General features: G+C 71.3%; 35 protein-coding genes and 1 pseudogene. 28 read left to right on the top strand and 8 right to left on the bottom strand.

The features are described 5' to 3' along the window. Positions 1 to 29: 29 nt before the first annotated feature. Positions 30 to 422 carry a hypothetical protein gene (locus OG906_RS39725; RefSeq protein WP_329449103.1) on the bottom strand — a complete coding sequence of 131 codons (393 nt, stop codon included), beginning with the start codon at positions 420 to 422 and terminating at the stop codon, positions 30 to 32. Here OG906_RS39725 and OG906_RS39720 point away from each other — a divergent pair. From OG906_RS39720 to OG906_RS39620, 22 genes and pseudogenes are all read left to right on the top strand, one after another. Next, entirely contained in the window at positions 396 to 2231 is a 1836-nt protein-coding gene (locus OG906_RS39720; RefSeq protein WP_329449102.1) for an ATP/GTP-binding protein, read from the top strand. The two genes, OG906_RS39725 and OG906_RS39720, sit on opposite strands and share 27 nt — an antisense overlap. Before the next feature lie 18 nt (positions 2232 to 2249). Then, positions 2250 to 2666 carry a conjugal transfer protein TraB gene (locus OG906_RS39715; protein WP_329449101.1) on the top strand — a complete coding sequence of 139 codons (417 nt, stop codon included), beginning with the start codon at positions 2250 to 2252 and terminating at the stop codon, positions 2664 to 2666. 77 nt (positions 2667 to 2743) lie between these two features. Next, positions 2744 to 4885 (top strand): chromosome segregation protein ParM, encoded by a 2142-nt coding sequence (locus OG906_RS39710; RefSeq protein ID WP_329449100.1) that lies wholly within the window; start codon positions 2744 to 2746, stop codon positions 4883 to 4885. 332 nt (positions 4886 to 5217) lie between these two features. Beyond that, the gene (locus tag OG906_RS39705) at positions 5218 to 5613 is read left to right on the top strand and encodes a hypothetical protein (RefSeq protein WP_329449099.1); all 396 of its coding nucleotides are present in this window, start codon (positions 5218 to 5220) and stop codon (positions 5611 to 5613) included. 200 nt (positions 5614 to 5813) lie between these two features. Continuing rightward, on the top strand, positions 5814 to 6041 hold the full coding sequence (locus OG906_RS39700; RefSeq protein WP_266976216.1) for a hypothetical protein: 228 nt from the start codon (positions 5814 to 5816) through the stop codon (positions 6039 to 6041). A 100-nt stretch (positions 6042 to 6141) separates the two neighbouring features. Next, complete coding sequence (locus OG906_RS39695; RefSeq protein ID WP_266976214.1) at positions 6142 to 6804, top strand: DUF6197 family protein; 663 nt, start codon at positions 6142 to 6144, stop codon at positions 6802 to 6804. 135 nt (positions 6805 to 6939) lie between these two features. Continuing rightward, positions 6940 to 7467 carry a hypothetical protein gene (locus OG906_RS39690; protein ID WP_329449098.1) on the top strand — a complete coding sequence of 176 codons (528 nt, stop codon included), beginning with the start codon at positions 6940 to 6942 and terminating at the stop codon, positions 7465 to 7467. A gap of 19 nt (positions 7468 to 7486) precedes the next feature. Next, positions 7487 to 7921: pseudogene (locus OG906_RS43790) on the top strand (DUF6919 domain-containing protein); the annotation flags it as partial. Between the two features lie 262 nt (positions 7922 to 8183). Continuing rightward, positions 8184 to 8642 (top strand): hypothetical protein, encoded by a 459-nt coding sequence (locus OG906_RS39685; RefSeq protein ID WP_329449097.1) that lies wholly within the window; start codon positions 8184 to 8186, stop codon positions 8640 to 8642. Further along, positions 8639 to 8911, top strand: a complete 273-nt coding sequence (locus OG906_RS39680; RefSeq protein ID WP_329449096.1) for a hypothetical protein — start codon at positions 8639 to 8641, stop codon at positions 8909 to 8911. The genes OG906_RS39685 and OG906_RS39680 overlap by 4 nt, the downstream gene beginning before the upstream one ends. Positions 8912 to 8998: 87 nt before the next feature. Further along, positions 8999 to 9283, top strand: a complete 285-nt coding sequence (locus tag OG906_RS39675; RefSeq protein WP_266976204.1) for a hypothetical protein — start codon at positions 8999 to 9001, stop codon at positions 9281 to 9283. Further along, a complete protein-coding gene (locus OG906_RS39670) occupies positions 9280 to 9762 on the top strand; it encodes a hypothetical protein (RefSeq protein WP_329449095.1) in 483 nt (160 codons plus the stop codon). Before OG906_RS39675 ends, OG906_RS39670 begins: the two co-directional genes overlap by 4 nt. Beyond that, positions 9759 to 10031, top strand: coding sequence for a WhiB family transcriptional regulator (locus OG906_RS39665; protein ID WP_329449094.1), 273 nt, complete (start codon positions 9759 to 9761; stop codon positions 10029 to 10031). Before OG906_RS39670 ends, OG906_RS39665 begins: the two co-directional genes overlap by 4 nt. 117 nt (positions 10032 to 10148) lie before the next feature. Beyond that, positions 10149 to 11264 (top strand): DNA polymerase III subunit beta, encoded by a 1116-nt coding sequence (gene dnaN, locus OG906_RS39660; RefSeq protein WP_329449093.1) that lies wholly within the window; start codon positions 10149 to 10151, stop codon positions 11262 to 11264. 369 nt (positions 11265 to 11633) lie between these two features. Continuing rightward, positions 11634 to 12425: a hypothetical protein gene (locus OG906_RS43785; protein WP_371591630.1), complete on the top strand. Its 792-nt coding sequence runs from the start codon at positions 11634 to 11636 to the stop codon at positions 12423 to 12425. Between the two features lie 120 nt (positions 12426 to 12545). After that, positions 12546 to 13022, top strand: coding sequence for a Pycsar system effector family protein (locus tag OG906_RS39650; protein WP_266976196.1), 477 nt, complete (start codon positions 12546 to 12548; stop codon positions 13020 to 13022). A 19-nt stretch (positions 13023 to 13041) separates the two neighbouring features. Next, entirely contained in the window at positions 13042 to 13221 is a 180-nt protein-coding gene (locus OG906_RS39645) for a hypothetical protein (protein WP_329449092.1), read from the top strand. A 123-nt stretch (positions 13222 to 13344) separates the two neighbouring features. After that, positions 13345 to 13584: a hypothetical protein gene (locus OG906_RS39640; RefSeq protein WP_266976192.1), complete on the top strand. Its 240-nt coding sequence runs from the start codon at positions 13345 to 13347 to the stop codon at positions 13582 to 13584. A 158-nt stretch (positions 13585 to 13742) separates the two neighbouring features. Beyond that, entirely contained in the window at positions 13743 to 13892 is a 150-nt protein-coding gene (locus OG906_RS39635; protein WP_266976190.1) for a hypothetical protein, read from the top strand. 86 nt (positions 13893 to 13978) lie between these two features. Beyond that, on the top strand, positions 13979 to 14650 hold the full coding sequence (locus tag OG906_RS39630) for an NUDIX domain-containing protein (RefSeq protein WP_329449091.1): 672 nt from the start codon (positions 13979 to 13981) through the stop codon (positions 14648 to 14650). Between the two features lie 274 nt (positions 14651 to 14924). Beyond that, complete coding sequence (locus OG906_RS39625) at positions 14925 to 15278, top strand: hypothetical protein (protein ID WP_266976186.1); 354 nt, start codon at positions 14925 to 14927, stop codon at positions 15276 to 15278. A 56-nt stretch (positions 15279 to 15334) separates the two neighbouring features. Beyond that, positions 15335 to 15712 (top strand): HIT family protein, encoded by a 378-nt coding sequence (locus tag OG906_RS39620; RefSeq protein ID WP_266976184.1) that lies wholly within the window; start codon positions 15335 to 15337, stop codon positions 15710 to 15712. A gap of 358 nt (positions 15713 to 16070) precedes the next feature. Here OG906_RS39620 and OG906_RS39615 read toward each other — a convergent pair whose 3' ends face one another. Together OG906_RS39615 and OG906_RS39610 are read right to left on the bottom strand one after the other, a co-directional pair. Continuing rightward, a complete protein-coding gene (locus OG906_RS39615; RefSeq protein WP_266976182.1) occupies positions 16071 to 16322 on the bottom strand; it encodes a hypothetical protein in 252 nt (83 codons plus the stop codon). Then, positions 16322 to 16543, bottom strand: coding sequence for a hypothetical protein (locus OG906_RS39610; protein WP_329449090.1), 222 nt, complete (start codon positions 16541 to 16543; stop codon positions 16322 to 16324). The genes OG906_RS39615 and OG906_RS39610 overlap by 1 nt, the downstream gene beginning before the upstream one ends. Before the next feature lie 341 nt (positions 16544 to 16884). Between OG906_RS39610 and OG906_RS39605 the strand changes: the two genes are divergently transcribed. The 3 genes from OG906_RS39605 (at position 16885) to OG906_RS39595 (ending at position 19305) form a co-directional block, all read left to right on the top strand. Beyond that, the gene (locus tag OG906_RS39605; RefSeq protein WP_266976178.1) at positions 16885 to 17292 is read left to right on the top strand and encodes a hypothetical protein; all 408 of its coding nucleotides are present in this window, start codon (positions 16885 to 16887) and stop codon (positions 17290 to 17292) included. 54 nt (positions 17293 to 17346) lie between these two features. Beyond that, positions 17347 to 18408 (top strand): DUF6292 family protein, encoded by a 1062-nt coding sequence (locus tag OG906_RS39600; protein WP_329449089.1) that lies wholly within the window; start codon positions 17347 to 17349, stop codon positions 18406 to 18408. A 90-nt stretch (positions 18409 to 18498) separates the two neighbouring features. Next, positions 18499 to 19305, top strand: coding sequence for a hypothetical protein (locus OG906_RS39595; protein ID WP_266976174.1), 807 nt, complete (start codon positions 18499 to 18501; stop codon positions 19303 to 19305). A gap of 40 nt (positions 19306 to 19345) precedes the next feature. On the opposite strand, the gene OG906_RS39590 is transcribed toward OG906_RS39595, so the two are convergent. Continuing rightward, positions 19346 to 19684, bottom strand: coding sequence for an ATP dependent DNA ligase (locus tag OG906_RS39590; protein WP_329449240.1), 339 nt, complete (start codon positions 19682 to 19684; stop codon positions 19346 to 19348). Between the two features lie 156 nt (positions 19685 to 19840). On the opposite strand from OG906_RS39590, the gene OG906_RS39585 reads away from it, so the two are divergent. After that, the gene (locus OG906_RS39585; protein ID WP_329449239.1) at positions 19841 to 21037 is read left to right on the top strand and encodes an IS4 family transposase; all 1197 of its coding nucleotides are present in this window, start codon (positions 19841 to 19843) and stop codon (positions 21035 to 21037) included. Between the two features lie 161 nt (positions 21038 to 21198). Here OG906_RS39585 and OG906_RS39580 read toward each other — a convergent pair whose 3' ends face one another. Beyond that, complete coding sequence (locus tag OG906_RS39580) at positions 21199 to 21822, bottom strand: ATP-dependent DNA ligase (RefSeq protein WP_329449088.1); 624 nt, start codon at positions 21820 to 21822, stop codon at positions 21199 to 21201. Positions 21823 to 22258: 436 nt separating this feature from the next. Here OG906_RS39580 and OG906_RS39575 point away from each other — a divergent pair, with 436 nt between their 5' ends. Further along, on the top strand, positions 22259 to 22384 hold the full coding sequence (locus OG906_RS39575; RefSeq protein ID WP_266976172.1) for a hypothetical protein: 126 nt from the start codon (positions 22259 to 22261) through the stop codon (positions 22382 to 22384). Between the two features lie 101 nt (positions 22385 to 22485). Here OG906_RS39575 and OG906_RS39570 read toward each other — a convergent pair whose 3' ends face one another. After that, positions 22486 to 22845 (bottom strand): DUF6233 domain-containing protein, encoded by a 360-nt coding sequence (locus tag OG906_RS39570; RefSeq protein WP_266976170.1) that lies wholly within the window; start codon positions 22843 to 22845, stop codon positions 22486 to 22488. A 2-nt stretch (positions 22846 to 22847) separates the two neighbouring features. After that, entirely contained in the window at positions 22848 to 23183 is a 336-nt protein-coding gene (locus OG906_RS39565; RefSeq protein ID WP_329449087.1) for a hypothetical protein, read from the bottom strand. Positions 23184 to 23226: 43 nt separating this feature from the next. Here OG906_RS39565 and OG906_RS39560 point away from each other — a divergent pair, with 43 nt between their 5' ends. Further along, positions 23227 to 23553 (top strand): hypothetical protein, encoded by a 327-nt coding sequence (locus OG906_RS39560; protein WP_329449086.1) that lies wholly within the window; start codon positions 23227 to 23229, stop codon positions 23551 to 23553. A gap of 78 nt (positions 23554 to 23631) precedes the next feature. Here OG906_RS39560 and OG906_RS39555 read toward each other — a convergent pair whose 3' ends face one another. Further along, positions 23632 to 24939 (bottom strand): competence protein CoiA, encoded by a 1308-nt coding sequence (locus tag OG906_RS39555; RefSeq protein WP_329449085.1) that lies wholly within the window; start codon positions 24937 to 24939, stop codon positions 23632 to 23634. Positions 24940 to 25089: the final 150 nt, after the last annotated feature.

The raw sequence follows: 25089 nt of genomic DNA, 5'->3' as shown, positions 1-25089 counted from the left end.
TGGTCCGTGGCCCATGGAGCGGTGAACCCTCATACGCCCCGCCGCCCATCCCGGACTTCGCCGACACCATTGCGCCGCCGGAAGACATTCCCGCCGCGCCGCCGGAACTCCCGGAAGAAACCACGATGGAACTTCCGGCGATTCCGGCCGCGCCGGACCCGACCACGGCATTGCGTTCGGACGGATTCGCCCCGCCGCAATACGGTGAAGGGGAAGGAGAATACGAGGAAGGCGAATGCGTTCAGTCGCGTTCTCTCGCCGATCGCCTCGGTGACTGGTTGGAATTCCGCCTCGAAATGGCGCGGTACAACCACGAAAGCGAAGCGCCTTTCCGTGAGGCTGAAATTGCACGGAAGGCCGCTTTGCTGGAGGGCCGCACCGCGCAGGAAGTCGCGATGATGGAGCAGAACGGAAAGCTCCACGCCGCGATGATGAAAGCGAAGGGAGACAAGGCGGCGGCACGCGGAAAGGCCGACGCCGACCGCATGAAGTCCCCCGGCTCCGGGCTCGGTGCGGACAAGGGCCGCTCGAAGGCCGGCGGCGGGGGCGGGTCCTCGCGCGGCGGCGGTGGCAGTGGTGGCGGCGCGTCCCGCAACGGCTCGGGAGCCGGAACGGTGCCCGGCTCGAAGGGGCCCGGCTCGAAGGGGCCCGGGGCGAAGGGGCCCGGGTCGCGCGGCTCGAACTCCGGCGGTTCCGCCGGGCGTTCGGGGTCCGGGGCGCCCGGGAGTGGCAAGGGCGGCACGAAGGGCCCTGGCCGGCCCTCTGGCGGCCGTTCTCCCGGTTCGGGGCACGCCGGGTCCGGCGGGGGTTCGAAGGGCTCCCACAGCGGTCCTGGCGGCTCCGGCAAGGGCAGCGGCCACAAGGGTGACGGCGGCCGGCCCCAACACCCCGGCCCGGCGTCCAACTCCCGTGCGGAACGGGCGCGCGGCCGCGCCGACCGCGCCTCCACCCGGCAGGCCGGGCGCCAGGAACGGCGCAGCGCCGGTCACTCCGCCGGTGTCGCCGACCGGGGCAAGAACCGGGACCAGGCGCGCGCCAACCGGCAGCGGGAATGGGAGGACCGCCGGGCGAGGAAGGCGGAGCGGGAGGCGGCACGCAAGGCCAAGCGGGAAGCCGCGGTGTCGGCCGATCCGGGTCGCACCACGCTGGGCAAGGCCGTCGGCGAGGAAGCCCGGCGCCGCTGGGACAAGCGCCGCGCCGACGCGAAGGCCGCCGCAGACGCCAAGGCGGCCGGCACGGAGAAGGTGAACCCGACCAAGGACAAGGCCGCCAAGGACGACAAGACCAAGGGTGCCGATCCGAAGGACACCGGCACGGACGCCGACGGCAAGGCCAAGAAGGACCCCAAGGACGGCCCTGACGGCGCTTCTGGCGACGGGAAGCCCGACCCGACGGGCGATGAATCCGGCAAGGATTCCAAGACCGGTGACGAGCCGTCTGACGGCTCGAAGAAGCGTCGCCGGTTCCGCCGGTTCCGGCGCCGCTCCGACGGCTCGGGCCGGCCCCGGCGGGGTCGCACCCGCGGTGCCGGGCATACCGGCCGCCGTGCAGGTCGGCGCGGACGGCGGTCCGCGGAGGGCCGGTTCGGACCACCGCCCACCCCGACGGCGGAGTGGCCCGATCACCCCAGCCGCCCGCCGCGCCCCGCCGGATCCGCCACCGAGGACGACGTCGTCGACGCGGACATCGTCCCCGACGCTCCGGCCGCGGTGACGACCGGCGTCAAGGGCCTGCCGCCCGCCCCGGAGCCGCACACCGAACGTCCCGGCACCAGCCGACCCACCAGCACGGAAGGGAGCAGCGTGAGCAGCGCACAGGTCAGCAGGCCGTCCAGGCAGGGCAACTTGGCTGCCCAGCACCGTACGGACATCACGTTCGACGAGTACCTGATGGAGATGGCGAACATCGCCATCAAGGCCGCGTCCGACGAGGAGCGCGCCGAGGCGTTGAGGGAGGCGCTCGGCCGGGTCGCGGACGCTTTGGCGGAGATGGCCGCCGACCTGGCCGAGGACCACAACGTGTCCGCCGCCGTCACCGACCTGATCGCCGACCTGGCCGAGATGTCGGGGCGGATGAAGGAGCAGGCTCAGCGGTGCGCCGAGGAGTGCGGCATTGCCAAGGTGGCCGCCAGGCTCGGGGCGAGCGAGGTCGCCCGCGTGTACGGCGAGGACATGGACGCCAAGGAAGACGCGGGCCTGACGTCCGTGTCGGCCGCAGCCCACCACGACTAGAAAAGGGGACACCCGCTGATGAGCGACCTCGCACCCCGCGGTACCGGCATGGCCGCGGCTCCGGCCGACGGCGACAACCGCTACAAGTCCGTCCAGAGCAAGTTGGACAAGCTCGGCAAGGCCATGGACGACGCCGGCCTCGAACTCGAAGGTCTGCGGCGCAGCATGAAGGCCAACGCGGCCCACACCCACGACGTCGCCGGCGACATCGAGAACGCCCGCCTGGACGCCAAGTTCGTGGAGATGACCAACCTGGTCTCGGTGGCCCTGGGCGGTGCCGCCGTGGAGGTCAAGCGGCTGTGCGACAGCGCGCAGGAGACCGCCGACCTCACCTGGGAGGCCAAGCGCACCCACTCCCGGCTGTACGGGGCGCTGGACGACATCCGCTCCAACCGGCGTGAGAAGACCCCCCGGCCGGGCTTCCTCAACCGCTGACCCCTCCCCACCCACCCCGCCACGGGCGGCCCCGCGTTTCTGCGGGGCCGCCCGTCCTCGTTCCGAAGGAGAACCTGGTGTCCACGCCGCGCAGTGTCGTGCTCGAACGCCTCGCCTACACCCTCGCCGCGCCCGTGCTGGCCGTGGCCCCCAACGTCTACCCCGACAGCCCCGTCCACCAGATCGTGCAATGGGCCGGCGCCGCCGGGATCGGCGGCTGGCTCCTGGCCGCCAAGAGCGACGCGCACGGCGCCGGGCGCAAGATCCTGCGCTGGTCCCCGCTGGTCCTGGCGGCCGCCATCGACGTCACCGCCAAGACCACCGCCGGCTGGGGCCCCTGGTGGATGGATGGGCTGCTCGCCGCCGGCTGGGCGGCCGCCGGCTACCTGGTGATGCCGTTCTCCCGGCACGCCCGCACCCGCCACCGCCCCGCCCTCGCCGCCCCGGCCCCGCACCCGACCCCCGAGATCGCCCCGGAAGAGGCTCCGCGGCCGGTCGACGACGGCGCCGACCTCCTCACCCGCGACGCTCGGATGATGTGGGAGCAGGCCGGAAGCCCGGCCCGCACCCACATCGTCAAGGCCACCCGACACCCCGGGATGCAGCACGACATGACACTCCTGTTGCGCGCCTCGGAGCCCGGGCGGCCCATCACCGGCCTGTCCGAGACCGCGGTCGCCGCCCCCTTCGGCGTGCCCGCGCACGATGTCGTCCTGATGGACGTCGCGGTCCAGCCCGGCCGCCAGGGCGGGCCGGGCTGGCTGGAGGCCCGCATCACCCCCGACGCCAACCAGCGCCGACGCACCAAGCCGACCCCCCAGGAGCGCTGGACGGACAAGGTCGGCGGACCCAAGGGCGGCGCCCCCGGCTCCGAACTGGTCCACCACACCCGCGACGAGGAGCGCGGGGTCACCTTCTACCGAGCGAAAATGGCCGACGCCACCACCACCCCGCGCATCGACCTGGCGAAGGTCTGCCGCGGCCTGGGCCTGCCCGAGGACGACTCCTGCGTCTTCGTCCTCATCGACGGCACCGAGTTCCTCATCAGCGCCTTCGACAAGCCCCCACTGTCCGCGATCTTCCCCGCCACCCGCGAACTGCTCACCCCGGACGCCAAGGGCATGTACGTGTGCGGATACACCATCACCGGCCAGCCGGTGAAGAACATGGTGTTCCAGCACGACAAGAACGCCGCCCGGCACGGCCTCATCCTGGGCGTGTCCCGGTCGGGGAAGACGCAGTTCTTCGCGATCGACATGGCCGCCATGTCCCTCGCCGGGCAGGTCGTGTGGCTCTCCACCGTCCGCAAGGACGAGAAGACCACCGTCCTGGGGAAGTACATCGACCGGCAGGGCTCCAACGCCCTGTGGATGGCCCGCTCCCTGCGCGCGGCGAAGGCGCTGTGCGAGATCCGCGCGGAGATGCCCTGGCCGCACGACGGCGAGGCGCACGACTACAAGCCCGGCGACCCCCGCTGCCCCTACAAGCAGCTGAACGTGTTCACGGACGAGTTCATGACCGCCGCACAGGACGCCCAGTTCGGCGCGTTCATCCAGACCGACGGCGACGACCTCACCGTCACCGGCCTCAAATACGGCATCGGCCTCAACCCGGCCGGCCAGTCCCCGTTCGCCCACAACGGGTTCTCCACCGAGATGAAGGACAACCTCCGCCAGAACAGCCGGCCGACCATCTTCAACATGGGCAGCCCCGCCGCCACCCGCAAAGCGGCCGAGGGCACGATGGAGAACACCTACGACGTCCCGACCATCCCCGCCCGCTACGCCCAGCAGGAAGGCTCCGCGATCGAGCGGGCCATGCGCGGCGAGGCCGACCCGGAGAACGGCGTCTCCACCGGAGGCGTCGCCATCATGGTCATGGACAACGGCCGCGCGGTCCTCATGCGGTCCCTGTACGCGGACTTCGACACCGACCTCGCCGAGCTGTTCCCCGAGGTCGTCAACCGGCTCACCGACCACGAGGTCAGCGAGCTGACCAAGCGCGGCCTGTGGTTCGACTGGAACGAACCCGTACGCCCCGGCGAGTTCTGGCCCGAGCCCAACGACGACGACGACGACGGCGACGACGATGGCGGCTCCCGCCGTCGCGATGGCGGGGGCGGTAAGGGCGGGCCCAAGGCAGCCAGTAACCGCTCCGAGCCCCAGATCGCCTCGCCCCGCCAGGCACTGGAGGCCATCAGGAGCCTTAGCGATGTCTGAGAGCCGCCCATCCCTGTCCGGAGGCGGTACGAGCCGGCTGCCACGATCAAGCCGGATCGTTGGGGCGGGGCCAGTGACAGTGCCAGATACACCCCCGAGGCGTGGGTGGAGGACCGCCACGAAACTCTCTAAGGCATTCGCTTGCAATGCATTCACGTGAGATGCATATTGGACTGGCGGGCCGGGGTGCCCCCTCGTCTACGTGCTTCGCAGCAGACCGCCTCCAGCCTGGCAGCTCGAACTCCTCGGGGGAGGGCCGTCAGGTTGCCAACTCGGCCTCCCGCCCCGAGACCTCCCAACTCGCCAGCATCAGCGGCCCGAAGGACCCCGTCATGACCAACGTCCCGGTCCACCCCGTCGGAACCGACCGCCCGCAGTCCCTGGAGCACCGCCCGATCCGGGCGGCGCGCGCCCGGCGTGCCGGGGTGAAGCTCCTGTCCGCCGTCGTCCGCTACAACGGCATCACGATCACCGCGGTTGTCACCGCTCTCGGCGTCCACGCGTTCACTGCCCGGATCAACCCGGACCGCTGGGACGGCGACACCCTCTACACGCTGCCGGAGGACCTCAGCGACATCCGCGACGAGTTCAACTCCGGCGCCGACCCGACCCAGCGCAGCCTGCGTACCGGCGGACTGCTGGATACGACCGCCGCGCTCACGCGCAGGCTCGCCGGGCAGGGGAGGAGGGTCAGGCCCAGCGCCTCCACGCGTCCGCCCTCCACCTGAGCAAGGCCGACGGCGTGCTCGGGCGCGGTCGGGCCGGTGACGAGCCGGCCGCCGACGCCCGTAAGGATCTGCAGTAGAGACACCCCGGGGACGGCGGCCAGGTCGCCAAACTCAGCCCGCCGCCCCCGGGTCTCCCAACCCGCTCCAACCGGAGCAGGAGGGTCGGAACCATCGTCCCTCACCATCCGCCAGGAGCACACATGACCCCCCGACCCGACACCGAGCCCAGCACTACGGAAGACATCAAGGCCGCCGTCCAGATCGCCCAGAGCGCACGCGACAACGCCGTACTCGCCGCCGAGAAGGAGTTCTGGCAGCGGATGGGTGAGCTCAGCAAGAGCTACCACGGCGCCCAGCAGGACGTCGCCGACGCCATGGGCCGCAAGCGCGACTACGTCTACAAGAACGTGCGGAAGTACACCGCCTGATCCACCCCCTCCGGGGCCGGCCACCAGGTCGCCAACCACTCAGCCGGCCGCCCCCGGAGCTCCCGACCCACCATCTCGCAGCACGCAGGAAGGCTTCGCCATGCCCGCATCCGCAGCACCCGCCGCCTTCGGCCCCCAGGCTCCCGACGCGAGCACGCGCCTCCTGGCCGACGAGGTCGAAGCCTGGCTCAAGAAGATCACCCCGGCCCCCGCGGCCGCCCCGGCCCCCGAACAGCCCGCGCCTCCTGCCGGATTCGACATTCCCGCCCTGGCGGCCGCCGGCCTCGCCGAGGTCGAGCGCAGCGAACGAGCCACCGCCGCCGCCCAGGCGGCCGCACGCCCCTCCCTGCTCGACCGGATCACCCGCCGCCACCAGCGCCCGGCGACCCGGGCCAGCGTGCACATCCGCCGGGCCGCCGCCGCGCTGGCCACCGGCGGATGGTGCCGCGGGGAGCTGCGTGACGCCACCGGCCGGCACTGCATTCTCGGCGCCCTCATGGCCGCCCCGGCCGACAGCGACACGGTCGGTCGCTCCCACATCTACATCCGCTCCGCGATGGCCGAATCGGCCGCGTACGCCCAGCCGACGCCCGACTACCGCGCCCGCATGGAGGCGCAGTGGAGCCGGGAGGGCCGCGACCCGCGGTCTCTGGGTCGCCAGTTCGACATCGCCGTGCACAACAACGTGGTCGCCCCGACGGTCGGCGCCGTCCTCGACCTCCTGCAGCGGGCCGCCGAGTTCGCCGAGCGCGCGGGGGACTGACGGGGGCGGCAGGGGAATCCCCCTGGACGCAGTGACATGTAGTGGGTATAGTTTTCTTGTTGGGGTTCGGGTTCTCCTCCGGATCTCCCCGACCACCCACCCGACCTGACCGAATCAACCCGGAAGGCGCCCCGCATGCACATCTCCATCGAGCGTTTCCTCTTCGGAGGCGGCCCCTACAGCAAGTACGCCAAAGCCATCGCCCCCCACGCCGAGAAGCTCGTTCGCGACAAGTTCGGCCCCCTGCCGGCCATCCACCTGATCCTCAACGGCGACGCGAGCCAGCTCGACCACCTGGTGAACACCGCGGAAGCCAAGCTCCTGCCCGGCGTCACCCCCACGGACGTCAACGCCGCCAGCCGCGCCGACCGCCACTCCCGCCGGGCCTACGGCCAGACGACCATCGACCGCGATGGCGTACTGATCGTCCTTCAGATCGCCAACATGCACGGCGAGATCGATGTCGCCCAGACCCTCGTGCACGAGCTCGTCCACGCCCACCAGCTCGGCAACCGCACCGCCCGCGGCCTCCACCTGGACTACCTCAAGCACGTCTGGGGCCAGACGCCCATGAAGTCCAACACCGTCAGCGCCTACGAGCTGCTGATCGACCAGCGCGAGCACGAGGCCTACGACGCCGAGGACCTGGCCGCCCGGCTCTGAACCCGACAGGAGGACCGCCATGCAGATCCGACATCCTTGGCCATGCCGTGCGGACCGCCGCCTCCGGCGCGCCGCCACGACCTTCTCCGACCTCGGCGAACTGACCGCCCGCTGGCTCGAAGGCGACATCCGCTCCCGCCCCGAGATCATGCCGAACCACGCGCCCGACGACGAGACCCTGCCCCTTATCCCCTGCCTGGCCGCCGCGAACCGCGCCGGATTCCTCACCGACGACTCCCAGCCCGGCCACAACGCCGCCGACCGCGCCGGCAACCTGTGGGAGCAGCGCGCCGCCGTCACCGGATTCGTCGCCGACCCCGAGATCCTCACACGCCTCGTCGACTCCGCCGAGCAGGCCGGCCTCGACCTCCTCGTCCGATTCCAAGGCGACGACCACCACCCGGGGCTGCTCGTCTCCCGCGCCAACGGCTTGGCCTACACCTGGTACGGCCGCACCCCCAACCCTCCCCGAACTCCGCGACGCCTGGCCCCGCCGCCTCGTCGGCGACACCGCCTTCGAAGCCGTCACCCGCGCCCACCAGCTCACCCTCGCCGCCACCGCCTTCGAGCCCGGCGACATCCTCTGGACCGCCCTGGACGAAGCCCTGCACCTGCCGAGCGCGGCCAGCTGCTGACGGCCCCCCGCGATGCCCGGCCTCCAGGGCCGGGCGTCGCCGAGGACCGGACAGACCGGCCCGCAACGAGACGGAGAACCGATGACCTCTCCCACCGACCCCGACACCGTGATCGCCGACATCTGGCGTCTCGCCGCCGCCGGCACGCTGCCGCTCACCGCACCGATTCTCCAGCTGCTCGGCGCCGCCATCGTGAACCAGGCCCGCCTGGCCGCTGCCGAGGCCGTCTTCCCCGGCATCACCCACCTCACCGACCACGGGCCGGGCGAACTCACCGCCTATCGCGCGCAGGCCAACGCCATCCCGTACGGCACCTTCACCACCCGCGAAGCCGCCCGGGCCTGCGCCGAGACCGTACTGAGGCAGCACCGTCCCCTCGCCCCGGGCCTGTCCACCGGCTGGGCACCGGAGTCCGGCGATACGGACGCCACCGAGGAGCTGATGCTCTTCGGCCCCGGCCAGGACGACGAGGACGGCACGGGCGTACTCGTCACTCCGCTGACGGTCAGCGTCCTGTACGACCCGGACGCCGAGGGATGACGATGCCCCAGTTCATGTGGGAGGTGGACGTCCCGATAGAGCGCGCCGGCACCGGCGAACGCGGTGTGCACGTCTTCACCGGACTCGCCGAGAACGGCAGCGAGGCGCGCCAGGCCGCACGACGCGCCTGGGAGACGGCACTCCTCCACACCATGGCCGACCAGGACATCCCCGCCGCCACCAGTCACACCGACTGGTCCGCCCGCGGACTGCGCGCCGGATGGGACCTGCGCTGGAACCAGGCCACGCACCACTACATCACCCGATAGATCCGCCCCGGGACGGCCGTCAAGGCCTGAGAAACCGCCGGCCGTCCCGGGCCCCTCACCCGCCAAAACAGGAGAGAGACCACCATCATGCACAACACCCGCCGCAAGAAGCAGCCCAGGACCTCAACGGCCCACCGACTGGGCATCGCCGCACGGATCCTTGAGTCTCTGGTCAAGACCAACCCACAGCTCGTCGACCGCGAGTTCGTCTGCACCTGCTGCGACGTCGCCTGGGAGGGCGATGAGGCCGACTGCTGGAACTGCGGCCTGCCCGCCACCTTCAGCTCTCACCGCCCCGGCTCCGCACTGGCACGCCTCCTCGCCACCCCCACGATCTCCCACACCCTTACCCGGACGGGAGCGGCGTCGTGACCGGGCTCATCTCCCTGAACTGGCTGATCGGCGACCAGGCCCTCAGCGACCACATCCGGGCCCGCGTCAACGAACTCGTCGACCAAGGCGTCGAGTACAAGCAGGCCTGCACCACCGTCACCGACGCCGCGGACGCAGGCGAGGCGTGGGCCGTCGCCGCCACCCGGCAGACCTGGATCCGCCGCCACGACGTCGACCCCGACGAGATGCCCCTCCGCAGCCTGTACGTCCTGGAACGCACCGACACCCACGTCGTCGTCGCGTACGTCGACCTCGACAAGGCAGCGGACGACTCGGACGCCGGCGACCGTTCCAACCTCCCGCCGGATAAGGCGGCCCACAACGACCACACCCAGGGCGTCGTCTACCCCTTCGACGCCCTGGACATGAGCTTCGAACTTGCGGCCTGGGAACCCTTCGAGCACCTGCTGCCCACCGCCGCCGTCCCGGCCTCCGGCACCACGGGTGCGGAGGAGTGACCGCCCCCGAGCGCGCCCCGTGGCCGCGGCTGACCGGCAGCGAACCTTGCATGGCGCCCGGTGCCGACCCCGAGCACTGGACGGGCTCTCCGGCGCAGCGCCTGAAGGGGCAGGAGGAGTGCCTCGTGAACTGCCCGGAGTCCACCCGCCGGCAGTGCCTCGCCTGGGCCCTCGACCACCCGACCCACGCTGGACCCGGTATCTGGGCCGGCACCACCTACACCGACCGTCGCCGGCTGCGCGAGCTCCGCGCAGCCGCCACGAAATAGGGACCTGGCCCCGCCGGCCGTCCGGGTCGCACCGGACGGCCCGCGGCCCCCTCTCCTGCACACCCGCGCACCCCGGCCCGGTCGGCGGCGCGCCCACCCACCCGGAAGAGAGCACCGATGAAGCTGCGCACCGACCTCGCCCCGCTCGCCGCCGCCGTCACCGACGCCGCCCGGGCCCTGCCCGCCCGGCCCCCCGTACCCGTCCTCGCCGCGATCCGGCTGGAGGCCACCGCCAGCGCCCTGAGCGTCGCCGCCTTCGACTACGAGACCAGCGCCAAGGCCACCGTGGACGCCGAGGTCACCACCCCCGGCACCGTCCTGGTCTCCGGCCGCCTCCTCGCCGACATCACCCGCACGATCAAGGGCAACGCCCCGGTAGACCTCGAACTCGACGGCGCCCGCCTGGTCCTGACCTCCGACCGCATCCGCTACACCCTGCACACACTCCCGCTGGGGGAGTACCCCACCCTGCCCCGCCCCGCCCCGGCCGCCGGGACCGTTTCCGGTCCGGCCCTCGCCGAAGCGGTCCACCAGGTCGCCACCGCCGCCGGACGTGACGATGCCCTGCCGATCTTGACCGGCATCCAAGCCGTGATCACGGACGACACGATCGGCCTTGCCGCCACCGACCGCTACCGCTTCGCGCTCCGCTCCATCGCCTGGAGCCGCGCCGCGCCCACCGGCACCACCGACACCGTCACGATTCCGGCCAAGTCCCTCGCCGAAGCCGCCAAGATCCTCGCCTCCGACGAGCAGATCCACCTCACCCTCCCCGCCGATCACGGCGTCCTCGGCCTGACCGGCCACTCGCGCACGCTCACCCTGCGCGCCATGGAAGGCCGACTGCCGGATCACAAGGCCCTGTGGCCCACCGACTTCACCGCAACCGCCGACTTCGACAGCGCCGACTTCGCCCATGCCGTCAAGCGCATGGCCCTCGTCGTCGAACGCGGCCACGCCGTCACCCTCCACCTCACCGACGGCGACATGGCCCTCAGCGCCGGCACCTCCGATGACGCCTCCGGCCGCGATCGGATCCCCGCCACCACCGATCTGCTCACCGGCGCCCCCGTCTCCATCGCCTTCAACCCCGGCTACCTCCTCGACGCCGTCGCCGCGCTGAACACGGACCGGGTTCGCCTGCGAATCGTCCACCCCGCCAAGCCGGCGCTGCTCGTACCCACCGACGAGGACGCCACGGCGCTGAGCTACCTGATCATGCCGATGCGCTAGGCGGCCCGCCCTCGGGGGCGGCCCCCAGTCGAGCCCGCCGCCCCGGCCCGCGGTGCCGACCGCCGCCCACGTTCAGACTCACCACCCCCACGCCAACGACGCAAGGAGAAACGTGTTCGAAGCCGGCGACGAGGTAGAGATCCTCGCCTGCGGGGACGACCCCCGGGTCACGGGCAAGAAGGGCAGGATCGTCGACGACGGACTGCCCGGCAAGCATCGGCCCCGTCCTGTGCCACACGCGCGAGCTACGCGCGACGGGCCGATGACGATGTTGGACATCGGCCGGCAGCGGATGCCCGCACGACTACCGGCATCACCCCCAAACTGCGCCGGCCTCCCGCCCATTTCCCGAGAACGAAGGACATGCCGATGAACCGCGAGCACCACCACCGCGACCTTCAGGCCGCCGGCCGCATCGCGGCCGCCGCCACCTCCGAGCAGCTGCTCAACCCGTCCGACACCTCCACCGACCGGCCCACGGTCGTCACCCTCTGCGGCTCCACCCGCTTCTGGAGCGAGCTCGCCGAGGCCAACTTCCGCGAGACGGCCGCCGGCCGCGTGGTCCTCGCTCCCGGCTGCGACATGAAGAAGGCGCACCCGCTGTGGGCCGAACCCGCGGCCGCCGAGGAGCTCAAGCTCGCACTGGACGCGCTACACCGCTGGAAGATCCGGGCCTGCGACCAAGTCCTGGTCGTCAACACCGGCGGATACATCGGCGACTCCACCCGCGCCGAGATCGCCTACGCCCACCAGCTCGGCCGGCCCGTCCGCTACACCGACCCGGTCGGCCACGCCGTCATCCTCCACCGGCCCGGCCTGGACCCCGTACGGATCGGTCCGTACGAACACGAGAGCCACGCCGAGGAGATCGCCGCCGGCCTGCGCGGGCAGCTGCACTCCACCGCGCACGTGGAGGGCACGGTCATCGCCACCGGCGCCTTCCGCCCCGACCTCGACCACCTCGAACCGCGGGTGCCCACCGACCCGTTCGCCCTGGCCGAAGCCATGGACAACGACCCCGACGGCGATGGCACCGGCCGCAACTTCCCCGACCTCTACGCCCGCCTGTGCGCCCAGGAGCCCGCCGAGCGCGCGAGCAACCTCTGGGGGAGGGCCGCCTCTGCGTACGACGACCTGCACGCCGACCCCGTCGACGAGTAGTCGACCCCTTTCCTGAACGCCAATCACGAGTTGGCCAAGTCTGAGTTGACATGCCAACTCAGACTTGGCATCATTGAGGGGTGGGCAAGGGCCCGCACCGACGACCGGAGGCGACGAATCATGGAGCAGATCCAGCAGTTATCGCAGGCCGCCCCCACCGAGGCGCGCCTGGCCCAGGCCCGCACCGAGGTGATTGCCGAGATGGGCAGGACCGACGCCAAAGCGTCCGCGCTCCTGACCGTCCTCGGCCTCCCCCTCGCCGTCCTGATCGCCACCGTCCCCGGTCACGACCTCCCCGTCGCCGCCACCATCGCCGCCGGGATCGGCGCGGCCGCCCTGGCCGCCGCGATGCTCCTGGTCCTACTGATCGTCCGCCCCCGCCTCGGCGGCGACGTCAGCGGCTCCTACCTCCACTGGGCGACCTGCACGCCCGAACAGGCCGCCGCCGACATCGCCACCGACCGCAGCGCCGAACTGATCGTGGTCCTGTCCCGGATCGCCGCTCGGAAGTTCCGCGCGCTCCGGCTCGCCATCGACATCACCGCCGCTGCCGTCGCCCTGCTGGTCCTCGCCGGGATCATCGCCCTCGCCGTCTGACCGACCGAAGGAGAGGGGCATGCTCGCCGAACTGATCCGCCGAGCCCTCGGCTGCCTGACCACGCCGATGAAGACCGCGCAGTTCGAGTGCCACAAGTGCGGGCTCTCAATGAAGATCACCGACTACCCCGACCGCATCGGACCCATCCTCGACACCGCCCTCACGCACGCCTGCGAGCCCGAGGCCAAGGCGCTCTGACCCCCGGGACGGGCGGCATCACCGGCTACCAACCAAGCCGCCCGCCCCGGGCCAGCCCAACCCGCTCTCAACCGGAGCAGGGGGCAGCTACATCGTCCCTCAACCGACACGGAGCCGATCACCATGACCCCCACCAAACCCGACACCCCCGAGGCCGGCGAGGTCAGCGCGGCCAAGGCCCGCCTCGACAAGGCCGCCACAGTGCGCAACCAGGCCATCGAAGCGGCCCACCGCGCCTACTGGGCCGCGGTCAAGGCCGAGATGGACGCCAAGACCCTCACGCAGAGGGCCGTGGCCGAACACCTCGACTTCAGCCGCGAGCACATCCGCAATCAGGTCAACCGCTACACCGCCGACCAGTAGGCCGGCGCCGAAGATCCCAGGGGCGGCCGCAGCATCGGCCAAGAGGTACGGCCGCCCCCAGGGCTCCCCGTCCAGAGCAGAACCGGACCGCAGGCTGGGCGTTCCTCACCGAGACCCTGACCGCCGCCGGGTTCCCCACGGGCACCTGGCCGACCGCGATGCTGCAGGTCCGCCACCACGACCTGCCCGACCCCGACCCGGCGCCGCCGGCCATCGCACCCGCGCCTCCGCCGGTGCCGAACACCTGGCGCGCCCTGTTGCGCCGAGACCTGGCCCGCCTCCTGGCCGCCCTCGGCCGGAACCGCTAGCTCCAACACCCCGAGCGCCCGGCGCCGCGAACCGCAGACGGCCGCCGCCCGGTCCCCAAGAACCGTCACGAGAAGAGGAGAGATCCATGATGAGCGAGTACACCCCCGTGGACATCACGCCGCCGGAGCTTCAGCCGTCGGCACTGGCACACCACGTGCCCAACTGGGCAGAGGCGGCGCCCACACCGACCGATGTGCACGACTGGGACCAGCGCCGGGCGACCGCGCTCGTCCCGTTCGAACTCGACGGGCGAGGCTGGCCGATGCACCCGCACGGTCGCACCGGCCGTACCGGCCGCAACCTCGGGAAGTGGGGCGAGAACCAGGCCGCGGACCCGATCGTCGTCGCGGGCAGCGGCGACCAGCGCCGGGTGCTGCTGATCACTCGGACCGACATCCACGTGGAGGCGATCCCCGGCGGCATGGTCGATCCCGGCGAGACCGCCCCGGCCGCCCTGGTCCGCGAACTGCGAGAGGAAACCGGCATCGATCTGGCCGACCACCACCCGATCGTCCTCGGCCGCGACGTCGTGGACGACTGGCGCAACAGCGACAACGCATGGGTCGCCTCCACCGGCGCGCTGTACCTTCTGCCCGCCACAGTGACCGCCGTCGCGGCCGATGACGCCCTCGACGCCAACTGGTGGCCGTTCGTCTCCCTCGACCAGCTCGACGCCGCGGTTATCGCCGCCGGCCGCACCCTCTACGCCGCGCACCGGCCGCTTCTGCAGCGCGCACTGGACCACCTCGCCAAGTAGGGAGTGTGCGCGGGTGCAGGTAAGACCGTTGCCGGCCGTGCGCGCCACCGCGTCCCTGCTGGCAGGCCCCGGCCGAGTCTGGCAGATCCTCCTGGCGCCCCCGACCTCATTGCCGGAGGTCGGGGGCGCTGGCGTTTCCACGACATAAAGGCCAAGTTCGAGTTGGCCAATTTCATGTTGATACGCCAACTTCTTGTTGGCATTCTTGGGGGGTCGGGCCGCCCTGACCCGGCACCCCACAGCTCAGCCCCGCCACCCACTCCGAGGAGTCGAAGTGACCAGCGAGACCCCGGCCCCGAAGCACCTCGCCACGATCACCGGCATCGAGACCCCGGCCCGCGCCAGCCTGACTGCCGACGGGGGAGACCTCGCAGACCTCGCCCCGGCCGCAGCCGCCGCGCTCCGCCTGCTCGCCGACGCCATCACCCGCGGCCACGCCAATCAGGGCGACATCGTCCAGGCCCTGAAGGACGCCGACGTCCACGAGGCCTTCGCCGACGTCCTGGTGGCCGCCTCCAGCGCCGTGATGGACGAGACCGAGGACCCCTACGACATCGACTACAGCCTCCCCGCCGACAGCCTCAGCGGCGCGGCCAGCCAGGTCCGCGACATCTTCCACTGGATCTGACCAACCCACCCCGCACGAGACCCGATCGACTCACCGCCCACCAGGAGAGGCCCGCCGTGAAGACCTGCGTCTTCTGCTCCATCGCCGCTGGCCAGGCCCCGGCCGCCATCTTCCGGGAATGGCCCGACGCCCTCGCCATCCGACCGCGCACCGGCGGAGTGACCGACGGTCACGTCATGGTCCTGCCGCGCGTTCACGTCGCCGACGCAGGCGCCGACCCGGAGGTGACCGCCGCGGTGTATCGCCGCGCGGCCGAGCTGATGGCGGAGCTCCCCGCCGCCAACCTCATCACCTCGAAGGGAACCGAGGCGACCCAGTCCGTCTTCCACCTGCACGTCCACGTCGTGCCCCGCCAGGAGGGCGACAACCTGCCCCTGCCCTGGACCCCGCAGCACGCTGCCCGCGCCGCCGCGCAGAACGGAGCCTCCTCGTGAACAGCATCAATCTCGTCATGGCCCGCGAGCCCATCCGGGGTGGGCCCGTCCGTCTTCCTCGCCGGACCCACCCCGGACAAGAGCGCACCCGTCCCGTCTTGGCGGCCCCAGGCCGCCGACGCCCTGGCCGCGCGGTGGACCGGTGCCCAGCCGCGTACCATCTTGGTCCCGAATTCCGGCGCGGCCAGCGCCGACCGCTACGAGACCCAAGTCGACTGTGGTCGACACGAGCGCTGCACGGTGCAGACGCCGAACGGCACCTGAGTGATCGTCGACCGGACCCGGCTCGAAGACAAGAGCCCCGGACGTCGCGTCCGGGGCTCTGCTGTGGCCAGCTGTTCACGGCCCTTCGAAGACGTCAGTCCGTCTCGACGTAGGCGACCAGGACCAGGGTGCCGAGGGCGGTCGGCACGTACACGATCCGGACGCCGTCCTCGCGGTATTCACGGATCGCGCCGTGCTTCGACAGCACGCCGATCTCGGGATTCCTGGAGACGGCCACCAGTACGGGGTCGAGCCGGAGGCGCTCGGCCTCCGTCATCTTCTCGACCTGGTCCTGCGCCACGTCGTAGAAGACGATGCGGGCGCGCTTGGGTGCGTGGCGTCCCATCAGGCGACGTGCGAGGTGGGAGCGGAGTCGTCGAGCGGGGGCTGCCCGAGGTTCTCGCGCAGGTCCTCCCAGGAGGTGACGGCGTCCAGATCGACGCCCTCGCCGGCCAGGCGCTCCAGGACGTAGGCGATCTGCGGGTCGCTGTCAGCCATCTCCCGCGCGTCGGCACGCAAGGCTTCCTGCTCGGCCGGGTCGAAGACGATCCGCATCGCGGCCTCCAAGTCGTAGATGCTGCAACGAGGCTAGCGCAGGAGGACGTGCCCGGAACCCGGAAGGCGAAGAGGACGCGGAGACCAGCCGGTGTGCGGGGGAGCCTTGCGGCCGGCGGAAAAGAAAGCGGCCGGCGCCCACTTCCGCCGAGGCGGGTGGCAAGGGCGCCGGCCAACCGAAAACACACTCCGCGGGAGACCCGAGAGATGTATCTCGCTTCCGAGTGTATCCGTACGCCGCGGCGGTGCGACCACTCCACTTGCCAACGGTGATGCAAGATAGGTAATGTTTTCTTGTTTGCGGGTGGTGGCAGCCCGCGGCACCGAACACACCCCAACACCCTGGAGGCCCTGTGTCTTTCTCCCTGACGTACCCCGCCGGCAGCCCGACGCAGACCGCGGGCGCCGCGCCTGCCTGGCCGGCGACCTCCGCGGCCGCCGTGGCCGAACTCGCCCGGCTCGCCCAGCTCCTGACCGAGGCCGGCGTCACCAACGTCCCCGCCACCGGCGTCCTTGCGATCCCCGGACTCGCCGCCGGCCCGGGCGACACCGCCGGCATCCGGGTGCGCACCACCGGTAACCCGCCGCATGCCGTGTACGTCATCGCCGGCGGCAGCATCACCCCGCACACCGGCGCCGACAGCGCCTTCGCCCGCCTCCACCCGCTCATCGAGGCGGCCGCCCGCCCCTGCGACGGATGCGGCGCAGAGGCCGGCGCGCCGTGCAACCCGCACTGCCTGCCCGACCCCACGAACGACTGACACCCCACCGGCGGGGCGCCCCGAGCGCCCCGCCCCGCGATGAAGGAGAAGCACATGATCCGCGCCGGACGCCTGCAGCACGTCCAGACCATGTCCGACCTGGCCGATGCCCTCGGCAAGAAGCTCGTCACCGTCCGAAACCAGAAGCCGTACGCGGCCGAAGGCCACCCGGCGCCGATCAGCTCGCCCAGCGCCCGCAACCAGCTCTGGGACGCGGAGCAGACCAAGGCCTACTACGCCGGCGAACCCATCCCCGAGCTGCCCCAAGTCGACGACGACGAGGACCTCCTGGACCGCCACGAGGCCGCCGAACTGCTCAGCATCGCCCCCGTGACCTGGAACACCTACAAGAAGGACCCGGACCTGGCCGCCGGCGTCGTCCTCGTGCCCGCGGGCCCCAAGGGCACCGAGCACTGGCCCCGCCACCTGGTCCTCGCGTACAAGAACAAGCGCCCCGGCAAGGCCGCCGGCGGCGGCCGCCCCACGGGCAGCGGCGACATGATCCCCCGCGACGAGATCCTGCCGCGGATCGCCGAGCTCCTGGACGCCGACCCCGCCGTCAAGGGGGAGTACGTCGCCGAAACCCTCGGCATCACCTTCCGACCCACCGCACAGTCCGGCCTGGCCACCCTGCGCGGCCGGCGCATCGCCGACCTCGTCGAGAAGCAGCCAGGCCTGGACCTGAAGGACGCCGCCCGCCAGCTGGGCTACCCCGCAACCCAGGTCCAGGCCGACAGCATGGCCATCGCGGTCGCCGAACGGGAGCTGCGCGCACGCAAGGATCAGCCGTACCTGCAGCGGACCGCCGACTTCCTGGCCGCGGCCGGCATCGCCCAGGAAGTCCAGGTGGAGATGCGCCAGCCCGACGGAGAACACGTCGCCGCGGCCGTTCCGCTCGACACCGACCAGCCGGCCGCGGCCGTGGTGTGGGACTCCCGCTACGGATGGCGGACCGCCACCAGCCGCCGCCACCCCATCGGCAAGGCCACCGACACGCCGCCCGAGGGGGAGGGCATCCGCTACCTGGGCAGCGGGCTCCGCCCTGAGCCCGAAGAGCTCCTCGCCGCCCTGCGCGACGGACGCAAGGGCACCAAGCGCCCCCACCCCACGCCCTGAACCGCGCCCTCCGCCATCGAGACGCGAGCCCCGACCCCCGTACGCAATCCGGCCCAGGCCGTCAAACCCCACAGACAATGGAGGCACAGCGTGAGCACCGAGCAGTCCGACTCCGACGCGTACGGCCAGGAGCTGGCCCGCATCGGCCATCACCAAAGCGAGGCGACAGGGGCGCGGTTCACCGTGTTCAAGGCCCTCGCCGCCCTCGGCGTCACTCCCGAGCAGGCGGACGAGATCGTGTCGAAGCTGGAAGCCGGCGCCGTGGCGGGGGCCCACACCTGGATCTCCGAGAGCAGCGCCCCGCACGGGTCAGATCCGCAGTTCGAGGACGGATGGCACGCCGGGGTCCGCGACGTCGCCAGCCACCTGCTGCGCATCGCCGACACCACGGCCACCACCCAGCGCGGACTCGCCGCCTCCAGCGCCTTGCTGCTCGCGCACCCTCGGCAGCCGGCCCCCTCCACTCCGGAACCCCCGGCGCAGGAACAGGCTCCGGCCCTGGACACGAAGGAGGTCTTGTCGGCGGCACGGCGCTGCACATGGGCCTTGGCCGACCCGACCGACTTCCTCAGCTCCGAGGCGTCGGACGAAATCCTGACCGTGGCGCTCAGCGCCGTGCGCGAGGACGAGCGAGCAGGATACGTCGAGCGCCTTCAGGTGTTCGCCGAACAGCACCGCGCACGCCTGGAGGAGTTGCTGCGCTCGTACGGCCCGGGCAGCAGGCCGGCCGAGCACGGCCGCTACATGCTGGCCGGTCAGCCCGAAAGCCTGATCGTCTGCGAGCGGATGGAGACCGCGCCGTTCCTGCTGCGTGGCCGGTGGAAAAAGGCGTTGGAGACCGTTCTCCTGGACGACCTTGAGTTCGCGTGGGGGCCGCGTACCCGCTTGAACCGGTGAACCTCTTCGGCAGACGTCGACGGGCCCTTGCGGCGAGGACTCATCCGGTGGCCGAAGCCGGCCCTGCCCCGAACGCTGGCACGTCCTCGGCGCCCACGTCCAGGCGCAGCCGCTTGAATCGGAGCGGGTGCCGGAACACGCCGCCCCGGTCCACAGCCCGGTCTGCGCTGATCTCCGCCACCGCCTCCGGGCGGACCAGGACCGCGTCCAGGAAATCGCGGGACCCCCACGCGGCGGCGAACCGCACCCCCGTCCACGGATGCCCGGGGCCGGCGGCGGTCAGGTGCTCCGCGACCTGACGGGCCTGCTCCGGGCGCAGCGCGACAGTTCGGCCTACCGCCCGGAGGCGGCCGGTGTCGTCGTAGCGTCCGAGGACCAGCAGCTGCGGGCGGGTCAGTGTGCCGGTGACCGCGCCGACGATCGCCTCTGTGGTGTCCCGTCTTCTGATCTTGGACCAATGCCGTTAGGTTAGTCTGTTCCTCCGTGGTGTATGGCGGGTCTTCAGGGGGTGTTTGTGGAGCCTGAGTTGCGTGATGTGGTCAGCGTTGGGCTGCTGGCGCGGGTGTATCCGGCCGGGCTCGTGGACGAGGTGCTTGAGGTGTGTGGGCGGGTGGAGCGGCGGTCTCGGCTGCTGCCGGCTCGGTTGATGGTGTACTTCGTCCTCGGGATGGCGTTGTTCTCGCCGGACCCGTATCTGGAGGTCATGCGCAAGACGACGTTCGGGCTGCGGCAGATCGGCCTGCTGGGGGCGTGGCGGGAGCCGAGCAAGCCGTCCATCTTCCTGGCACGTCAGCGGCTGGGAGCCGAACCGTTGCGGGAACTGTTCACCCGCGCCGCCGTACCGCTGGCCGAGCCCGCGGACACCTGGGCCTTCTGGCGTGGGCTGCGGCTGATGGCGGTGGACGGCACCTGCCTCGACCTGGCGGACACCGCGGCCAACGACGAGGAGTTCGGCCGACACGGCGGCCGACCGAAGGAGGGCAGGGAGCCCTACAAACGGGCGGCGTTCCCCCAGGCCAAGATCGTGGGACTGGTCGAGTGCGGCACACACGCCGTCATCGACGCGGTGATCAGCGCGTACGCGGTCCACGAGGCGCCCACCGCCCGAGACCTGGCCCGCTCGATGGGCCCGGGCATGCTGGTTCTGGGCGACCGCGGCCTGCCGGGCGTGGACCTGTGGCGGGCCTGGTCGGACTCCGGCGCCGATCTGCTGCTGCGACTGGCGAACAGACGCTACGGACTCGCGCCCGACCGGCTCCTGCCGGACGGCTCCTGGATCACCACGATCCACGGCCGGGCCGACCACCGACGCGAGCACGGCATCGAGGTCCGAGCCCTGCGCTACCACCTTGACGACGGGCGGGAGACCTACACGCTCCTGACCACCCTGCTCGACCACGAGCGGTACCCCGGCCCCGAGTTGGCCGCCCTCTACACCGAGCGGTGGGAGATCGAGACGACCTTCAAGGAGCTCAAGACCCAGCAGATCGGCGCGGGCACCGTCCTGACCAGCAAAACCCCGGACGGAATCCTCCAACAAATCTGGGGCCACCTCCTCGTGCACTACGCCCTGCGCGTGCACATGATCGAAGCCACCCGCGTCAACGCCGACGCTCTCGACCCCGACCGCCTGTCCTTCACCACCTGCCTACGCGCCGCCCGCCGCATCGCCCTGATGCCGCCGGCGGACTTTCCCCCCTCACCGACACCACCCACTCCGCCTGATGCTTGACGAACTCCTCGCCAACATCAATCCACCCAGACGACCGCGGACCAACCCGCGCGTCATCAAACGCGTCATCTCCCGATACCTCATCAAGAAACCCGAAGACCGACAGTCACCCACCCCGCCCCGCAGCCCCACCCTCATACCACCCCCACCCGACCATTAACCTAACGGTATTGGATCTTGGACCAGCCTCGAAATCCGGGCAGATAGCGCTGGTTCATGCCTTTCACGACCAGGCCCTCAACGCCGGACACGTCGGTCCACGACTCCAGCCACTCCCGCGCCTTCGCCACGTCCGTTGTCATCGGGCACAGCGTCCACGGGGCTGTCAGGGCCCGGGCCGCGAACAGCACCTCCAACCGTCGTCGACGCTCCCTGTAAGGCAGGGTGAGCAGCGTGACCCCGTCAGCCATCAAGACGTCGAACGCCACGAAGTAGGCCGGCAGGCTGGCCGCCAGCCCGGGCGCGGTGCGACTGCCGGCGGCGGCCCGGCGCTGCAGACCCTCGAAGCTGAGCTGCCCGGCCTCGGCGTCCCACACCACCAGTTCGCCGTCGAGAACCAGCCTGTCGGGGAGCTGTTCCGCAGCAGCGACCAAGTCCGGGAAACGGTCCTGGATCAGCGATCCGCGGCGGGTCTGCAACTGGACCCGGCCACCCTCCTCGGCGGGGGTGAACAGCAGGGCGCGGTGCCCGTCGAACTTCTGCTCAAAAGCAAGATCACGCACCACAGTCGGCACCGACTCCGCAGCCTGCGCCAGCATGGGCTCAACCGGTGGTCTCAGCGTCACCCGCAGGTCTCCCTCGTCATCTCTCTTCCAGGGTCCGCCGGATCGGACCGGACCGGGCCGGTCCGGGCGTGGAGGGTCATCCATCCGAGGAGCCGACGGAGCCGTCCGGAGCACTGAACGACCTGCATATGGCACGGTGGCAGCCGTTCGGCGCTGGTGACCGATAAAGGCGACGAGCTCACCCCTCGAAATTGCGGTACACCGGCCCGAACAGCCCCGGCAGACCTCACGGTCTGCCGGGGCTTTCGCCTCCACGTGCGCGGTACGAGGCGCCCGTGATACACCGCTCGCCCCGGTGTCGTCCCTACTCTGAGCCCGTGGACCATCTGACAGACGAATCCGTGCGCGAGATTCTGCGGTCCCACCGGGACGGGGCGCGATCAGTCGGCTGTACGCGACCGGCGAGATCACCGAAACCACCTTCCCCACCCCCGGGATGCTCACCGTCGAGCTGGAAGACCAGGGCCGACACGAGAGCGCGGAACGGATCGGGGACGTAATCGCCTACGCGTGCAGGGTGGGCGAGCGCACACCCGTGAACGGCTGGACCAGCAAGGTGTGATCCCCGCCCGCCCCGTGGAGCTACTCCCCTTGGCCGCCATGGACCGGGACGGGCCTCGCCGCCCTCGGGACAGTGCCGCCGGGCGCCAGGCCCTCGGAGGCTCAGACGTCAAGGAGACCCAGGGCGGAGTCCACCCGGCAGATCGCGCAGGCGCGCGCGATCGAGTCCCGCAGCGCCTCGACCGCCTGCGCGCGGGTGGCCGGGCGGGAGCGACCGGAGACCAGCGGGCAGTCACCGGTGTGGACGAGAACGGAGCGGCCGGCCGCGTCGATCCCGTACTCGATGACCCACTCCACCACCGGCGGCCGGTACCGGGCCGCGTCCGCGCGCACCCGCTCCTCAGCCTCCACCGCGGCGATCCGGACCCGGGTCTCGTCAAGGAGGACCGACAGGAGCGTCTCCACCGTCCGCAGGCGCTCCAGGTCCGGCGGGAGCCACGCGGGGCCGCCCGCCAGGTCCACGACTACGCCCCTTGAACCAGGTGGGCGCGCTTGAGTCCCATCCGCGCCTCGACGATGTCCTCGCGTGCCAGCGTCGCCCAGAACGGGTCGGTCAGCACCAGGCCGGTCAGCCGGCTCAGTCGACGCTCGAAGGCCGCCTTCCGTGCCCGTTGCTGCGGGGTGTAGCCGGGGCTGGCCTCGACGTCGCCGCGGTGGGAGTAGACGCCCTCCCGCGCCTGCCAGCCCTCCAGCGGGTCCGCCGACCACGGGAGTGTCGCGCAGAGTTCCTCGTGCTGGGAGCGGACGCGATGCAGCTGTGCTTGCAGCGCGACGAGACGAGGGGGGTAGTCGACGGTCATGGCTCAATCATACGCCTGTTCGATTTCGTGTTGTAATCAGGACATGGCCGAAACCTGGCTCTTCCCCGCCGATCTGATCCAGCTGAAACAGGAGAGCATCCGCACCTACAACGAGCTCTCCGCCACGCCGACCACCGAGCGGCGGGCCGAGCTCGACCAGTGGCTGTTCCATCTCTCCGTGCGCATCGGCGATCACCCGTACTGGCGGAAGCACCCCCGCACCCCCGCCGCACGCGTCGCGCTCCACCGCGCCGCCGTCGCAGCCCCTGGCGGTGAGCCCGCCGTCGAGAAGCGGGTCGTCGACGGCCGCCTCATCACCTTGCCCCCCGGTACCGGCACAGAATGGCAGTACCCCCCGGCCGGGAGGTGACCCGCCCTCGTGCCGCTCGGGCGAGCCGGTGAGGGCGACGTCAGTGGCAGTGCTCCGTAGCGCTGCGCGGTCGACGTCTCAGCCTGTCGGCCCTGATCGGGGTAACTCCTGGATCGGCTCCGGTTGGTGCGATGCGGCAACTTTGACGAAGTCGCTGCGGCCGGTCACAGGGTCCAGGACCGCGACCTGGAGGGCGGGCCGTGGGGCAGCCTGTATCCGGGCCAGCCACGTGGGACCAGGCACCAAGATCGTCAGGTTCCCCGGCCATCTGATGAGGCCCTCGGGGGCCGGGCACACCACGCCGGCCAGGAGGGGGTCGCTCCATTCCCGCGGCCGGGTGTAGACGAGAAGACCGTTGCCATGAGAAGGGCTCTGGTCTCCGTAGACGACCGTCTTGCCCGAGGTGGAGCGGACCATCTGCGTGAAGACTCGCCACATCGCGGCATCGATGCCCGCGTGCTCGAAGAAGCCGGCCAGCCGTTGCAACTCGGCCAGCCGTTCCTGCTCCGCCTGAATGGACCGGGCCGCGGCATTGCGACGCCACTCCCTGAGGGCGGCGGCCCGGGCGTCGGCTTCCCGCCGTCGTTGCTCTTCCTGGCGCCGAGCCTTCTCCGCAGCGGCTGCTCGCGCGGAGGCTTCCGCACAGGCTTCCAGGCGGGCGCGGGCGACCGCCAGGTCCTGGTAGGCAGGGGCCGTCCACCACACCGTGCCGTTCGGCTCCGTGTGAACGTGCACCCGGCCCTCAAGAATCCACTTGAGGGCATCGCCGAGCGGGCAAGTGATGTGGACCCAAGCCGCCTTCGCTTTCAGCGTGCGCGGCGCCCAGACATAGCTGGCCATCCCGTGCCGCACCTGCCAGACCCGGTCACCCTCTGCCGGAAAGGGCACACGCAGCGTGGGCACGACCCGCTGCCAGGGCCGTTCCTGGGGCCCGACCCAGCACACCGCCACCCCGTCCGCGGCATACCGCTCGGTCCGCATCCGCGCCTCGTCCGGAGTCATGGGCGACAACTGCGCCTCCAGTGCCATGAACGCGTGGCCCTGCTCGTCGAAGACCATCACGTCGGCCCGCCAGTTGCCGGTCGCGCCGGCGACCTCAAGCTCGGCTCGCCAGCCCGCCGCCCTGGCGGCCATCGCCAGTTCGCGCTTCAGGCGATGATGCTCCGGCGACTCGTTCGCCAGCTCGCAGTTGTCCGGGCGCGCCTGGTGGTAGAAGTGCCGGGAGCGATGCTGGGAGATCCGGGCGAAGACCCGCCCTCGGCATTCCGGACAGGCCAGTTCCATCCCCGAAACGCGGTGGACGTCCCGCCATGAGCGACCACAGCCGAGATCGTCCAGTGAGGCGTCCAGCCGGCCCCAGTCCTGATGGACAGCGGTGTACCCCATCGACGCCCCCTCGTCCGTCCCGAGGTCAGCGTCCCCGCTTCGCGGGCAGCCTTGCGGCGATTCTCGGAGAACGGCGTGAACCGGACTATCCGCCTGGCGGAGGTGCACCGCCGCCCCTCGACATCGGCTGCGGGCTCCGCACCCACCAAG

The organism is Streptomyces sp. NBC_01426 (assembly GCF_036231985.1).
In the GTDB taxonomy this organism is placed as follows: Bacteria; Actinomycetota; Actinomycetes; order Streptomycetales; family Streptomycetaceae; genus Streptomyces.
The sequence above is the reverse complement of the archived record's forward strand: the minus strand, read 5'-3'. Positions and strand labels throughout refer to the sequence as shown.